Genomic DNA, 13,510 nt, shown 5'->3' on the forward strand with positions numbered 1-13,510 from the left:
CGTGGCCGTCCTCACCGCTCCCGAACGCACCTCCCCGGCCCCGCCGCCGCCCCACGGCAGGCGGGCCCGGGGCCCTGGGCGCACACCCCCGCTGGTACTCGCCTTCCTCCTGGTCCCGCTGCTCGCCGAGGCCGTCTGGGTCTTCTGGCCCGCGCTCCAGGGCTTCTACCTCGCCCTGACCAACTGGGACGGCGTGTCGGCGCCCGAGTTCGTGGGCCTCGGCAACTTCCGCGAGATGGCCCATGACGAGGTCTTCCGTACCGCCGCCGTCGACACCGTGCTGTGGCTGGTGCTGTTCGGCGGCCTGTCCGCGCTGCTCGGCCTCGGCGCGGCCCTCCTCCTCCAGCAGGAGCGCCGCGGCGTCGGCTTCTACCGCGCCGCCCTCTTCCTGCCGGTCGTCTTCTCCCTGGTCGCCACCGCGCTGGTCTGGCAGGCCATCTACCAGCCCGACGGCGTCCTGAACCAGCTCCTGGAATCGGTCGGCCTCGACAGCCTGCGCCACGCCTGGCTCGCCGACCAGGACACCGCCCTGTACGCGGTGATCGTGCCCGCGCTGTGGCGCCAGGTCGGCTATGTGATGGTGCTGTACCTCGCCGGGCTCAAGGGCGTCGACCCAGCCCTGTACGAGGCGGCCAAGGTCGACGGCGCCGGACCCTGGCAGCGCTTCCGCCATGTGACGCTGCCGCAGCTGCGCGGTGTCAACGCGGTCGTCCTGTCCGTGATCATCATCGACTCGCTGCGCTCCTTCGACGTCGTGTGGTCGCTGACCCGGGGCGGTCCCTACCACTCGTCCGAGCTGCTGAGCACCTACATGTACTCCACCGCTTTCCAGTCCCTGCGGCTGGGATACGGCTCCGCGCTGGCGGTCGTGATCTTCGTCCTGGCCTTCGGCGTCATCGCCTCCTACCTCGTGCGCGCCTTCCGGGAGGCCGACTGATGTCCGCCAACTCCACCGCCGTGCGCCGCAAGCGCGCCGCGACCGCCGGATTCCACCTGGGCGCCGGTGCGCTGGCCGTCCTGTGGCTGCTGCCCATCGCGCTGGTCCTGGTGACCAGCCTGCGCTCCTTCGACGACATCGCCGTCCATGGCCTGGGGAGTTGGCCCCGCTCCTTCACCCTCGACAACTTCCGTCAGGCCTGGGTCGACGGCGGCCAGCAGCGCGCCCTGATCAACAGCCTGGTCGTCACCATTCCGTGCGTGCTGGTGACGCTGACCCTGGCCGCCATGGCCGCGTTCGCCCTCAGCCGCTACGAGGTGCCCTTCCGCCGCTCCCTGCTGCTGCTCATGCTCGGCGGCAACCTGCTCCCCCCGCAGATCCTGCTCATCCCCGTCTCCAAGCTGAGCGAGCTGATGGGCGTCTACGACACGCTCCCCGCGCTCATCGGGGTGCAGATCGGCTTCGGCGTCGGCTTCTACGTCTTCGTCCTGCACGGGTTCATGCGGGCGATCCCGGTCGAGATCCAGCAGGCCGCCGTCATCGACGGCGCCGGTCCCTGGCAGGTCTTCTGGCGGATCATCCTGCCGCTCACCCGCCCGGCGCTGGCCGCGCTCAGCGCGCTGTCCTTCACCTGGATCTTCAACGATCTGCTGTGGGCGATCACCGTGCTGCGCAGCGACGCCAAGATGCCCATCACCGGCGCCCTGATCGGGCTGCAGGGCCAGTTCGTCTCGATGTGGAACGTAATCGCGGCCGGATCCGTCATCGCCGCGGCCCCCACCGTGGCCGTCTTCCTCCGCTTCCAGCGCCACTTCGTGGCCGGACTCAACCTCGGAGCGGTGAAATGACCTCGTACCGGCGCTGGACCCTGCGCACCGAGCACAGCTGCTACACCGTCCGCCTCTCCCCCGACGGCCCGTGGGCCGAGCTCGACGCCTGGGGGCCGCCCGGTGTCGAGACCGGACCGTCCGCGCTGGACTGGTCCAGGCGCACCCACTTCATCACGCCCGCCGACGCGGCGCCCGCCGAGTATCTGCCGTCCGGGCTGCGGCCGTTCACCGGGGCCGACCTGGTGGCGGGGCGCCCGGGCGCGGAGCGGGGAGCATGGTGGGAGTTCGAGGGCGCCGAGGAGGGGCCGGGGACCCTGCGGCTCACCTTCACCGACGGTCTGCTCGGTCTGCGTACGGTCCTGTGCTACGCCACGGTGCCCGGCACCGATGTGATCCACCGCTGGACCGAGCACACCTGCACCGGCGACGAGGAGCTGCGGCTGGAGCGGTTCGACTCGGCCGCCGTGAACGTCCCCGTCACCGGCGGCGCCCGGCTGACCTACCTCACCGGCCAGTGGTCGCAGGAATTCCAGCGCACCCAACTCACTCTGACCAGGGGCGCGTTCACCATGGGCAGCAGCCAGGGCGTGCCCGGGCACGCCTACGCGCCGTGGCTCGCGGTCCAGGATGCCGCGGACCCCGGGGACCCGCCCGCCTATGGCGTGGCCCTGGAGTGGCCCGGCAACTGGCACATCACCGCGGAGGCCGAACCGGGCGGCGCCGTGCGGGTGCGCTCCGGCCGCGTACCGCACGAGGGCGTGGTGCGGCTTGCGCCCGGCGACACCCTCACCACACCGCGCCTCGCCTGCGCCTTCAGCGCCGAAGGGCTCGACGGGCTGTCCCGCGTCTGGCACCGCTACGAACGCCATCTGACCGGTGAGCGGCTGCACCGCCCCCGCAAGGTCCTCTACAACTCCTGGGAGGCCACCACCTTCGACGTCGACGCGGCGGCGCAGCTCGAACTGGCGAAGACGGCCGCGGACATCGGGGCCGAGCTGTTCGTCGTGGACGACGGATGGTTCACCGGCCGCGCCGACGACACCGGGGGGCTGGGCGACTGGTACCCGGACCCGGCGGCGTTCCCGTCCGGCTTCGACACGTTCGTGGCCGACGTACGCGCGCTGGGCCTGGACTTCGGTCTGTGGATCGAGCCGGAGGCCGTCAGCCCCGGCAGCAGGCTGTACGCCGACCACCCGGACTGGGTGTACCGGATCGACGGCCGCCCCGCCCGCCTGGTGCGCAACCAGCTCCTGCTCGACCTGGGCCGGACCGATGTCCAGGACTTCGTCATCGCGACCCTCGACCGGCTGCTGACCGGCCATGACATCAGCTATCTCAAATGGGACATGAACCGGCCGCCGACCGAGCGCGGCCGCCCCGGCGCAGGTCCCGCCGACCGTCTCGACCTGGACGCCCAGCACGTCGCCGGCTATCTGCGCGTCCTGGACCATCTGCGCACCGCCCACCCCCGGGTCACCGTCGAGGGGTGCGCGGGCGGCGGCGGGCGCATCGACCACGCGACCCTCGCCCGCGCCGACGTGGTCTGGCCCAGCGACAACACCGCGCCGCTGGACCGGCTGGCCATCCAGCACGGCTTCCTGCACGCCCATGCCCCGCATGTGATGAGCTCCTGGGTCACCGACGCCCCCGGCGTCTTCGACCCCCGTCCGCGCAGCCTCGCCTTCCGCTTCGTCAATGCCATGTGCGGAGTGCTCGGCATCGGCGCCGATCTGCGCCGGTGGGACGCGGGGCAGCGCGCCGAGGCCGCCGAGTGGATCGCCCGCTACAAGGAAGTGCGCGATGTCGTCCACCTCGGCGAGGCCCGGCTCCTGGGCAGCCCGCTGGAGGCCACCTGCGGCGTCCAGTACGACGGCCCGGACGCGCGTACCGTGGTGGCCGCGCTCGGCACCGGCCGCCTGGACGGCTCCCCGCTCGTCCCGGGACGTCCGGCCCGGCTCCGGCTGCGCGGCCTCGACCCGGCCGCCCGCTACCGGGACGCCGCGTCGGAGACCACGTACAGCGGCGCCCATCTGCTCCACTACGGGCTGCCGTTCACCTGGAGCGCCGACCACGACGCGGAACTGGTGGTGCTGACACGGCAGTAGACCGCCGACCGGCCCATGTCCGCCCCCGCCCGCAGAACAGCGAAGGAGCCCGAACCCCCGATGGAACAGTCCCGCCGGTACGGTGACCGCTTCACCGCCCGCACGGCCGTGGTCACCGGAGCCGCCTCCGGCATCGGTGCGGCCACCGCCGAACGCCTCGCCCAGGAGGGCGCCGCCGTCGTGCTCGCCGACATCGCCGAGGAGCGCGGCGCGGCGGTCGCCGAGCGGATCGGTGCGGGCGGCGGCCGCGCCCGCTTCGTGGCCGCCGATGTCTCCGCGGAGGAGGACTGGGAGCGGATCGCGGCCGCCGCCCGCGGCTTCGGCCCGGTCGACGTGCTGGTCAGCAATGCCTACACGGTCGACGTCACCCCCGCCCATGACATGTCCCTGGGCTCCTGGCAGCGGCAGCTGTCCGTCAACCTCACCGGCGCCTTCCTGGGGTTCAAGGCCGTGCTGGACGATCTGCGCGCCCGCCGCGGAGCCGTCGTCCTGACCTCGTCCGTCCACGCCCACAAGGGCATCCCCGGCCACCCCGCCTACGCGGCCTCCAAGGGGGCGCTGCTGTCCCTGTGCGGGCAGCTCGCCGTCGAGTACGGGCCCGAGGTGCGGGTCAACGCCGTGCTGCCCGGCCCGATCCTGACGGCGGCCTGGGACCGGGTGTCCCCCGAGGACCGCGCGCGCAGCGTCGCCGAAACCGCGGCGGGCCGTTTCGGCACCCCGGAGGAGGTGGCCGCGGCCATCGCCTTCCTGGGCTCCCCCGAGGCCACCTACATCACCGGTGCGAGTCTTGTCGTGGACGGCGGCTGGAGCGTCGTCAAGTCCTCCGCATGACCACCGCGAACAGCTCGCAGCAGAAAGGCACTACGACATGACGCCCTACGCCCGTCGCGGCGTGCACGGCCAGACCGTGGAGGCTCTCGCCCGCCGCATCCTGGGCGGCGAGATCCCCGAAGGGGCCACCCTGGACCTGGTCGCCCTGCAGAGCGAACTGGACGTCAGCCTCACCGCCCTGCGCGAGTCGCTGAAGGTACTGGCCGCCAAGGGGATGGTCGACGCCCGCCAGAAGCGCGGCACCTTCGTACGGAACCGCTCGGACTGGAATCTGCTCGACGCCGACGTGCTGCGCTGGCAGTTCCACAGCGACCGCACCACCGACGCCGACCGCGCGCTGCTGCGCAACCTGGCCGAGGTGCGCTCCATCATCGAACCGGCGGCCGTGCGCCTGGCCGCCGAGCGGCGCACCGACGCCGACCTCGCCGCCCTGGACGCCGCCGTGGACGCGATGGGGGCGGGCGGCTCCGACGCCGCCCACGCGGTGGAGGCCGACCTCGCCTTCCACCGGGCCCTGCTCGTCGCCACCCACAACGAACTCCTCGAACGCATGGAGATGGTGATCGAGTCGGGCCTCGCCCACCGCGACCGCATCGTGCACAGCTCCCCCCACAGCCAGGACCCCGTACCCGCCCACCGCGCCGTCCTGGACGCCGTGCGCGCCCGGGACCCGCACGCCGCCGAGGCCGCCATGCGGGACCTGCTCGACCAGGCAGGCCGCGACCTGGACCGGGTCGGCGGCTCCGACAACGACATGGAAAGGCCCTCTGGCCAGTGAAGATCACCCGTATCGAGACCTTCGCCGTGCCGCCGCGCTGGCTGTTCTGCCGCGTCGAGACCGACGACGGCGTGGTCGGCTGGGGCGAGCCCGTCGTCGAGGGGCGCGCCGAAGTGGTCCGCGCCGCCGTCGACGTCCTCGCCGAATACCTGATCGGCAAGGATCCACTGCGCATACAGGACCACTGGCAGGTGCTCACCAAGGGCGGCTTCTACCGCGGCGGACCCGTGCTCTCCAGCGCCGTCGCCGGCCTCGACCAGGCCCTGTGGGACATCGCCGGCAAGACCTACGGCGCCCCGGTGCACGCCCTGCTGGGCGGTCCCGTGCGCGACCGGGTCCGGGTGTACGCCTGGGTCGGCGGCGACGAGCCCGCCGAGCTGACCGAGCAGATCACCGCGCAGGTCGAGGCGGGCTTCACGGCGGTGAAGATGAACGGCGCCGGGGCGACCTCCCCGGTGGCCACCGCCGCCGAGACCGCCGCGGTCGTCGACCGGGTGGCCGCGGCCCGCGAGGTCCTCGGACCGGACCGGGACGTGGCCGTCGACTTCCACGGACGCTTCACGGCCGCGAGCTCCCGCCGCGTCCTGGCCGAACTGGGCCCCCTCCACCCGCTGTTCGTGGAGGAACCCGTCGTCCCCGAGCACGGCCATCTGCTGCCCGGCCTGGTCGCCGCGACCCCGGTGCCCCTGGCCACCGGCGAACGGCTCTACGGACGCACGGAGTTCCTGCCCGTCCTCGCCGCCGGTATCGCCGTCGCGCAGCCCGATCTGTCCCACGCGGGCGGCATCTCCGAGGTGCACCGCATCGCCTCGCTCGCCGATACCTACGGCGCCCAGCTCGCCCCGCACTGCCCGCTCGGCCCCATCGCGCTGGCGGCCAGCCTCCAGGTCGCGTTCGCGACACCGAACTTCCTGATCCAGGAGCAGAGCCGCGGCATCCACTACAACAAGGACGCCGATCTGCTGTCCTACCTCGTCGACACCGAGCCGTTCCGCTTCGTGGACGGCCATGCGCCCCGCGGCGACGCCCCGGGCCTTGGCATCACCATCGACGAGGCGGCCGTACGCGCGGCCGACCGCACCGGTCACACCTGGCGCAACCCGGTCTGGCGGCACCCCGACGGCTCCTTCGCGGAGTGGTGACGACGGTGCTGGAGATCGTCACCGACCCCGCGCACGGCGGCCGCTGGACCTCGCTGCGCGCCGGGGACCGCGAATGGCTGTGGCACGGCACGGCGGCCGGCCGGGACCGGGTCTCCCCCGGGGACGCCTTCGTGGACGCGGGCGGCCTGGAGGAGTGCGTCCCCACCGTCCGCGGCACCCCCGACCACGGCGACGCCTGGTCACGTCCCTGGAAGCGCGAAGGGGACACGGACACCGTCCGGTGCGAGCGGTTCGCGCTGGCGCGCACCATCCGCGGGACGGCCGACGGCGCGGAGGCCGGCTACGTCCTCGAGGCCGACCCGGGCTTCGCCTTCGTCTGGGCCGCCCACGCGCTGCTCGATCTGTCCCCCGGCGCGTCCCTGCGCCTGCGCGACGGGGCACGCGCCCGGCTCTTCCCGGAGGCCGCACCGCTGCTGGACCGGCCCTGGCCGGCCGGGGCGCCGTGGGTGGAGGGTGACTGGCCCGCGCCCCTCGGCCTGCCCCTGGACCGGTTCGGACCGGAGGACGGCACCGCGGTCGGCGCGGTCGTGGACGACGCGCGCGCCTGCGTCCACGACGGCACGGACCGCCTGGCCTTGGCGCTGGAGGCCGACGGGCAGCCGCTGTCCATCGCCGTATGGCGCAACCTCGGCGGCTTCCCCGCCGAACAGCCCTATCGCAGCACAGGAGTCGAGCCGATGCTCGGCGGTGTCTTCGACCTCGCCGACGCGGGTCCCGGCGATGCCGCGCGCGTCCCCGCGTCGGGCGAGGTGCGCTGGCGGCTGACGCTCGGTGCGGCCTGCCGCTGCCCCTGAATCCGCCTGTTCCGCCTGTTCCGCCTGTTCCGCCTGTTTCTACGAGGAGTTCGAGGAGTTCCCCCTGTGGACCTGCGAGCCGCCCTGGCCGCCCATCGGCTGGTCGCCGTCGTACGCGGCGACGACCCCGAGGCCGCGCTGCGCACCGTACTGGCCCTGGCCGACGAGGGCATCGAGCTGATCGAGGTGTCGCTGTCCGGCACGGACGCCCTGTCCGTCATCGAGCGGGCCCGCGAGGCGCTGGGCCCCGACCGTCCGCTCGGCGCGGGCACCGTGCTCACCGCCGAGGACGCCCACGCCGTCCACCGGGCGGGCGCCGACTTCGCCGTCACCCCCGGTCTGGGCGCGGGGATGTCCACCGCCCGCGAACTGGGCCTGCCGGTCCTGGCCGGGGTCATGACGCCGACCGAGGTCATCGCCGCCCGTGCGCTCGGCGCCGAGGCGCTGAAGATCTTCCCGGCCGCGCAGGCGGGCGGTCCCGGCTATCTCAAGGCCCTGCGGGGGCCGTTCCCGCACGAGCCGTTCGTACCGGTCGGCGGCGTGGACGAAGCCGCGGCCCGCGCCTATCTGGCCGCCGGGGCGACCGCGGTCGGTATCGGCTCGCCGCTCGTCGGTGACGCCGCCGACGGCGGCAGCACGGCCGCCCTGCGCGAACGCGCCCGCGCCTTCCGCACCGCCGTCCGGGAGGCCACAGCGTGACCGAGGACCCGCGCCCGCCCCGCCCCGTGACCGAGGACCCGCGCCCGACCCGCCCCGACCGCCTCGAACTCGGCGAGGGCATCCGCTGGACCGGCGACGCCCTCGTCCTCGTCGACATCCTCGAAGGCCGCCTGCTGACGGCGCCCCAGGACCCCACCGCACCCCTGCGGACGCTGGCCGAACTGCCCGTCCCCCTGGGCGCGGTGGCCCCCGTCGCGGACCGGCCCGGCACCTGGATCGCCGCCGCGGGCACCGGGATCTGCCTGCTCGGCCCCGACGGCGCCACCACCTGGCTGGCGCGGCCCGAGGCGGCTGCCCACCCCGCCCGGCGCATGAACGACGGCACCGCCGACCCGTCCGGCCGATTCTGGGCGGGCAGCATGGGCTACGACGCCGACGAGGACGCGGGCTCCCTCTACCGGGTGGACCACGACGGCACGGTGACCCGGGTCCTCGACGGCATCACGGTGCCGAACGGGCCCGCGTTCACGGCCGACGGACGCGCGATGTACCTGGCCGAGAGCGCCCGGGGCGTCGTCCGGCGCTACCCCGTCGACCCGGCGACAGGCGGCCTCGGCACCCCGACGACCTTCGTCACCATGGACGGCGGCAGCCCCGACGGCATGGCCGTCGACGACGAGGGCGGCGTGTGGATGGCCGTCTGGGGCACCGGGACGGTGCGCCGGTACCGGCAGGACGGCGCACTCGACCGCACCCTGCGGCTGCCCGCCGCCCAGCCCGCCGGGGTCTGCCTCCAGGGCGATGTCCTGCACATCACCACGGCCCGGGTCGGCCTCACCCGGCCGGGCCCCGACGACGGTGCCCTGTTCGCGGTCCGGGTCGAGGTACCGGGCCCACCGGCGGCCGTCTACCGCCCGCACCCCGGTGCCGGGCGGCCCGGGCCGGCACCGGCGGAGGCGGGCGCATGAACGCCCCATGGCCCCCGGCGGCCGGACCGGTGGTCTGCGTCGGCGAGACGATGACCGCGCTGGCCCCCGAACCGCCCGACTCCGTGGAAACCGGCGAGAGCCTGCGGCTGTCCGTGGCGGGCGCGGAGTCCAACGTGGCGATGTACCTCGCGGACCTGGGCCTTGCCGCCGTATGGCTCTCGGCCCTCGGCGACGACCCGTTCGGCCGGCGGGTGCGGGCCGCCGTCGCCGCGGCGGGCGTCGACGTCTCGGGCGTACGGTCCGACCCGGACCGGCCGACGGGCCTGCTCGTGAAGGAGCCGGGGCCCTCCGGCACCCGCGTCCACTACTACCGGCGCGGTTCGGCGGCCTCGGCGCTGGGGCCCGGCGTCCTGGACGATCCGCGGCTCGGGTCGGCGGCGCTCCTCCACCTCACGGGCGTGACCCCCGCGCTCTCCCCGTCCTGCGCCGCCCTGGTGGAACGGGCGCTCGCCACCCCCGCGGCCGACCGCCCGTACGCCATCAGCTTCGACGTCAACCACCGCCCGGCGCTGTGGCCGGAGGGCACGGCGGCCACGGTCCTCCGCGACCTGGCCGACCGCGCCGACATCGTCTTCGTCGGCCTGGACGAGGCGCAGCGCCTGTGGGGCGCGGACCTCGAGGCGGGCGGCGTCCGCACGCTGCTGCCGCATCCGCGCCTGCTCGTCGTCAAGGACGGCGGACGGGCGGCGACCGCCTTCGGCGACGGGACACAGGTCACGGTGGAGGCGCTGCGCACGGAGGTGGTGGAGCCGGTCGGCGCGGGGGACGCCTTCGCCGCCGGTTTCCTGGCGGGGCTGCTGCGCGACGGCGACCTGATCTCGGCGCTGCGACTCGGCCACATCACGGCCGCGTCCGCGCTCAGGGTGATCGGGGACCACGGCCCGCTGCCGGAATCCGGGACGGTCGAGCGGCTGCTCGGGCTCACCGAACGGGCCTGGGCGGAGCTGAACACCTTCGAGCGCGCGGGGCATACGCCGTCCTCGCCGCCGCTCACCGGTTGACCAGAGGCCGGAAGGCGCTCCGCACATCGGAGGTGGAGGCGCTGACGTACCTGTTCATCGCCGGGCCCGGGCCGGAGCTGCCGGAGAAGTAGGTGATGACCGCCGGGCAGCTGCCGCCGCCGATCTGCAGGGTGCGGTGGGACACGAGCTTGCCGGTGCGCAGCTCGTAGACCTTCACCGGGACCGCGACCTTACGGAACGTCACATAGGTGGTGGAGCCGGAGCCCCTGGGCCGGTACGGGCAGGTCTGGACGGAGTTGCCGAAGGTGTCCTCGCCCATGCAGACCACCAGGACGGCGTCGGTGGCGCCCGCGGCCTTCCAGGAGCCGGGGAGTTTGTCCGAGTGGTCGTCGCCGTATGTCTCCCCGCCGTAGAAGAGGGCGCGGTTGATGCCCTTGCGCAGGGGCTTGGCCCCGCTGTACTTCGCGGGCTTGGAGCAGTACGCGGGCTGGGCGCCGGTGCCCGGCGCGAGCAGGTCGCGGACGTTGGCCAGTTCGATGCTGAGGGTGGCCTTCTTGGCGCCCGCCCGGGCCTTGGCCGCGAGGCCGTCGTCGGGGTACCGGTCGAGCAGCCGCCGGTAGTGGGCCTGGGCCGACGTCCAGTCGCTGCGTTCCATGAAGTCGTCACCGCAGGCGACGAGCGCGGCGGGCGCGGTTCGCCGGGCCGTGGCGGCGGACCGGTCCAGTACGTCATGGCTCCGCTTCCGCTCGCGGAGCCAGTCCGTGACGGCGACGGTGGCGCAGGGGTCCTTGGCGGGCAGGCCGCGGAGGAAGCGGGTCAGGGTCGTCTCGACCGTCTTCTCGTTGCCGGGCTGGGCGAGGATCGAGGCGAGGGTGTCGAAGCCCCCCTTGAGGGAGGCGGTGTCACCGGTCAGCCCGGTGGTGAGCTGACCACCGGCCGTCTCCAGCCGACGGCAGTCCTCGACGAACTCATCGCCCCGGGCCGCCAGCGGCGCGTCGGCCATGCGGTGCCCGAACCACACCCCGTCCTGGGCGCTCATCACCTTTGCGCAGTCGCCGCGTTCACGGGCCCCGGCGACGCTGTCACCGACCCTGGAGGCGTCGAACCGCAGGAGCCCCACCGCCAGCAGCACCGGCAGTGTGACGCCGAGCGCGACCAGTCGCTGACGGCGCACCGCGCCCCGGCCGCCGTCCCGGCCCGCCTCTCCGCGCGCCAGGAACCAGCCGTGGGCGATGGCGGCCGCCCACCACAAGAGCACGGCGACCTCGTACGCCGGATCGGCGGTCGAGACCAGCCGGGAGACGAGCACGACGGTGACGGCTACGGCGAGGACGGCGAGCCCGCGCCGCCGCAGCAGCAGATAGCCGGCGCCGAGCAGGGAGGCGTTGCCGAGGGCGACGGCCAACGGGTCGTGCGGCCGGGGTGCGGGAGGCGCGGGCTCCGGCACGGCGAGGGGCGATTCATCCATCCTGATCTCTTCCCGTCACGGCGTGGGTGCGCAGGGCGCTCCATGGTTCACCGCGCCCCCTGGGACCCCTCCCGAGGAGATCGGCGCGGGCGGTTCATGGGGCGGGGACGCCGCCGCTCCCGGGAAGAAAGCGGGGCAGTGAGATCAGATGTTTTCTGCGGAAACGACCGATATGGAGCAAACGCCCCCACCAGGCCCTAGGTCCCGCCAAGAGTGGTCCACGGCCCCTTCCGGCACTATCGTCCGCTTCATACCGTCAAGGGCTGCGGTATTCCGTTTCACGCCGACCGACTGGACCCCTTCCGTGCCCGATCCCTCCCACGCCGCCACCTGGCGCTTCGCCCTGCCGCACACGACGGCCGCCGTACCGCTGGCGCGCGCGCTGATCCGGAACACCCTGGCCGACATCGGGGCACCCGTGGACGGCGACACGGCGGAGCTGCTGACGGCGGAGCTGGTGGCCAACGCGGTGCGGCACACGGACGGCGACGAGCCGATAGAGCTGGTGGTGGAGCTGGTGCCGACCGGGGGCTGGCAGGTCGAGGTGCACGACCAGGACCCGAATCCGCCCGGCGGGCTGGACGGGCTGGGCCGCCCCGAAGGGCCCAAGAGACCCGACGGCCTCGCCGAGGGCGGACGCGGTCTGCTGCTGATCCGGACCCTCAGCGCGGACGCGGGCTACCGGCCGACCCCCTACGGCAAGGCCGTCTGGTTCATCCTTCCGCCCACGGATGACTCCGCGGCCGCGGAGCCCCCCACGGAACGCCCTACGGAGCGCTGAGGGTCGCGACCAGCACCGCCTTGATCGTGTGCATCCGGTTCTCCGCCTCGTCGAAGACGACCGAGTGCTCGGATTCGAAGACCTCGTCGGTGACCTCCAGCTCGGTCAGCCCGTGCCGCTCGTGGATCTCCCGGCCGACGTCGGTGCCCAGGTCGTGGAAGGCCGGCAGGCAGTGCAGGAACTTCACGTCGTCGTTGCCCGTCGCGCGCAGCACGTCCATCGTCACCGCGTACGGCCCCAGCAGCGCTATCCGCTCGTCCCACACCTCCTTGGGCTCGCCCATGGACACCCACACATCGGTGGCCACGAAGTCCGCGCCGCGCACCCCCTCCTCGACGTTCTCGGTGAGCGAGATCCGGGCGCCGGTGGCCGCGGCGAGCTGGCGCGCCAGCTCCACGATGGTGTTGTCGGGCCACAGCAGGCTGGGCGCGACGATACGGACGTCCATGCCCAGCAGGGCGCCGGTGACGAGGTAGGAGTTGCCCATGTTGTACCGGGCGTCGCCGAGGTAGGCGTAGGCGACCTGGCCCAGCGGCTTGTCGCTGTGCTCGCTCATGGTCAGCACGTCGGCGAGCATCTGGGTGGGGTGCCACTCGTCGGTGAGGCCGTTGTAGACGGGCACCCCGGCGTGTGCGGCGAGCTCCTCGACGACGCCCTGGCCGTGGCCCCGGTACTCGATCGCGTCGTACATCCGGCCGAGCACCCGCGCCGTGTCCTTGACCGACTCCTTGTGGCCGATCTGCGAGCCGACCGGATCGAGATAGGTCGTGGAGGCGCCCTGGTCGGCGGCCGCGACCTCGAAGGCGCAGCGGGTGCGGGTGGAGGTCTTCTCGAAGACCAGGGCGATGTTCTTGCCCCGCAGCCGCCGCTCCTCGGTGCCCGCGCGCTTGGCCGCCTTCAGCTCGGCGGCGAGCTCGATCAGGCGGCGGAACTCGTCGGCGGTGAAGTCCAGCTCCTTGAGGAAGTGGCGGCCGGTGAGGTCAATCGCCATAAGGGTGGCTCCTAGGTCACGGCGAACACGGCGGATCAGGGGCTACGGCGGGGGCGCCGCGGCCAGGAACCATGGAAGCATATACGATGCTCTGCATATATACGGAGACCAGGGGGTGAACCCTGGCATTACGGGTCCGCGGGCTCGTGTGCCGGCTCTGCGGGCTCGTGTGCCGGCTCTGCGGGCTCGTGTGACGCGTCCACGGGCTCGTGTGACGCGTC

Annotated in this window: 13 protein-coding genes; 11 read left to right on the top strand and 2 right to left on the bottom strand. The window is 73.5% G+C overall.

The window, feature by feature from the left end; translation table 11 throughout:
• The first annotated feature begins 1 nt into the window (after position 1).
• The 10 genes from J8403_RS12340 (at position 2) to J8403_RS12385 (ending at position 10,088) form a co-directional block, all read left to right on the top strand.
• Positions 2-937: a carbohydrate ABC transporter permease gene (locus J8403_RS12340; RefSeq protein WP_211123237.1), complete on the top strand. Its 936-nt coding sequence runs from the start codon at positions 2-4 to the stop codon at positions 935-937.
• Entirely contained in the window at positions 937-1,785 is an 849-nt protein-coding gene (locus tag J8403_RS12345; protein ID WP_211123238.1) for a carbohydrate ABC transporter permease, read from the top strand. The genes J8403_RS12340 and J8403_RS12345 overlap by 1 nt, the downstream gene beginning before the upstream one ends.
• Entirely contained in the window at positions 1,782-3,872 is a 2,091-nt protein-coding gene (locus J8403_RS12350; protein ID WP_211123239.1) for an alpha-galactosidase, read from the top strand. Before J8403_RS12345 ends, J8403_RS12350 begins: the two co-directional genes overlap by 4 nt.
• A 60-nt stretch (positions 3,873-3,932) precedes the next feature.
• Entirely contained in the window at positions 3,933-4,703 is a 771-nt protein-coding gene (locus J8403_RS12355) for an SDR family NAD(P)-dependent oxidoreductase (RefSeq protein ID WP_211123240.1), read from the top strand.
• A 37-nt stretch (positions 4,704-4,740) separates the two neighbouring features.
• Complete coding sequence (locus tag J8403_RS12360) at positions 4,741-5,481, top strand: FadR/GntR family transcriptional regulator (RefSeq protein ID WP_211123241.1); 741 nt, start codon at positions 4,741-4,743, stop codon at positions 5,479-5,481.
• Positions 5,478-6,623, top strand: a complete 1,146-nt coding sequence (dgoD, locus tag J8403_RS12365; RefSeq protein ID WP_211123242.1) for a galactonate dehydratase — start codon at positions 5,478-5,480, stop codon at positions 6,621-6,623. The genes J8403_RS12360 and dgoD overlap by 4 nt, the downstream gene beginning before the upstream one ends.
• Positions 6,620-7,438, top strand: coding sequence for a hypothetical protein (locus J8403_RS12370; RefSeq protein WP_211123243.1), 819 nt, complete (start codon positions 6,620-6,622; stop codon positions 7,436-7,438). Before dgoD ends, J8403_RS12370 begins: the two co-directional genes overlap by 4 nt.
• 66 nt (positions 7,439-7,504) lie before the next feature.
• Positions 7,505-8,137, top strand: a complete 633-nt coding sequence (locus J8403_RS12375) for a bifunctional 4-hydroxy-2-oxoglutarate aldolase/2-dehydro-3-deoxy-phosphogluconate aldolase (RefSeq protein ID WP_211123244.1) — start codon at positions 7,505-7,507, stop codon at positions 8,135-8,137.
• A 26-nt stretch (positions 8,138-8,163) separates the two neighbouring features.
• Complete coding sequence (locus tag J8403_RS12380) at positions 8,164-9,066, top strand: SMP-30/gluconolactonase/LRE family protein (protein WP_211128215.1); 903 nt, start codon at positions 8,164-8,166, stop codon at positions 9,064-9,066.
• Positions 9,063-10,088, top strand: coding sequence for a sugar kinase (locus J8403_RS12385; protein WP_211123245.1), 1,026 nt, complete (start codon positions 9,063-9,065; stop codon positions 10,086-10,088). Before J8403_RS12380 ends, J8403_RS12385 begins: the two co-directional genes overlap by 4 nt.
• On the opposite strand, the gene J8403_RS12390 is transcribed toward J8403_RS12385, so the two are convergent.
• Positions 10,078-11,517: a hypothetical protein gene (locus J8403_RS12390; protein ID WP_211123246.1), complete on the bottom strand. Its 1,440-nt coding sequence runs from the start codon at positions 11,515-11,517 to the stop codon at positions 10,078-10,080. The two genes, J8403_RS12385 and J8403_RS12390, sit on opposite strands and share 11 nt — an antisense overlap.
• A gap of 304 nt (positions 11,518-11,821) precedes the next feature.
• On the opposite strand from J8403_RS12390, the gene J8403_RS12395 reads away from it, so the two are divergent.
• Positions 11,822-12,298, top strand: a complete 477-nt coding sequence (locus tag J8403_RS12395) for an ATP-binding protein (RefSeq protein WP_211123247.1) — start codon at positions 11,822-11,824, stop codon at positions 12,296-12,298.
• Here J8403_RS12395 and argF read toward each other — a convergent pair.
• A complete protein-coding gene (argF, locus tag J8403_RS12400) occupies positions 12,285-13,289 on the bottom strand; it encodes an ornithine carbamoyltransferase (RefSeq protein WP_211123248.1) in 1,005 nt (334 codons plus the stop codon). The two genes, J8403_RS12395 and argF, sit on opposite strands and share 14 nt — an antisense overlap.
• Between the last annotated feature and the right edge of the window lie 221 nt (positions 13,290-13,510).

Origin of the sequence: Streptomyces yatensis (assembly GCF_018069625.1) — a bacterium.
In the GTDB taxonomy this organism is placed as follows: Bacteria; Actinomycetota; Actinomycetes; order Streptomycetales; family Streptomycetaceae; genus Streptomyces; species Streptomyces yatensis.

Bases quoted from the DNA above. Each gene is read 5' to 3' on its own strand.
- J8403_RS12385 (WP_211123245.1), top strand. From the start codon at position 9,063: ATGAACGCCCCATGGCCCCCGGCGGCCGGACCGGTGGTCTGCGTCGGC.
- J8403_RS12360 (WP_211123241.1), top strand. From the start codon at position 4,741: ATGACGCCCTACGCCCGTCGCGGCGTGCACGGCCAGACCGTGGAGGCT.
- J8403_RS12355 (WP_211123240.1), top strand. From the start codon at position 3,933: ATGGAACAGTCCCGCCGGTACGGTGACCGCTTCACCGCCCGCACGGCC.
- J8403_RS12345 (WP_211123238.1), top strand. From the start codon at position 937: ATGTCCGCCAACTCCACCGCCGTGCGCCGCAAGCGCGCCGCGACCGCC.
- argF (WP_211123248.1), bottom strand. From the start codon at position 13,289: ATGGCGATTGACCTCACCGGCCGCCACTTCCTCAAGGAGCTGGACTTC.
- J8403_RS12390 (WP_211123246.1), bottom strand. From the start codon at position 11,517: ATGGATGAATCGCCCCTCGCCGTGCCGGAGCCCGCGCCTCCCGCACCC.
- J8403_RS12350 (WP_211123239.1), top strand. From the start codon at position 1,782: ATGACCTCGTACCGGCGCTGGACCCTGCGCACCGAGCACAGCTGCTAC.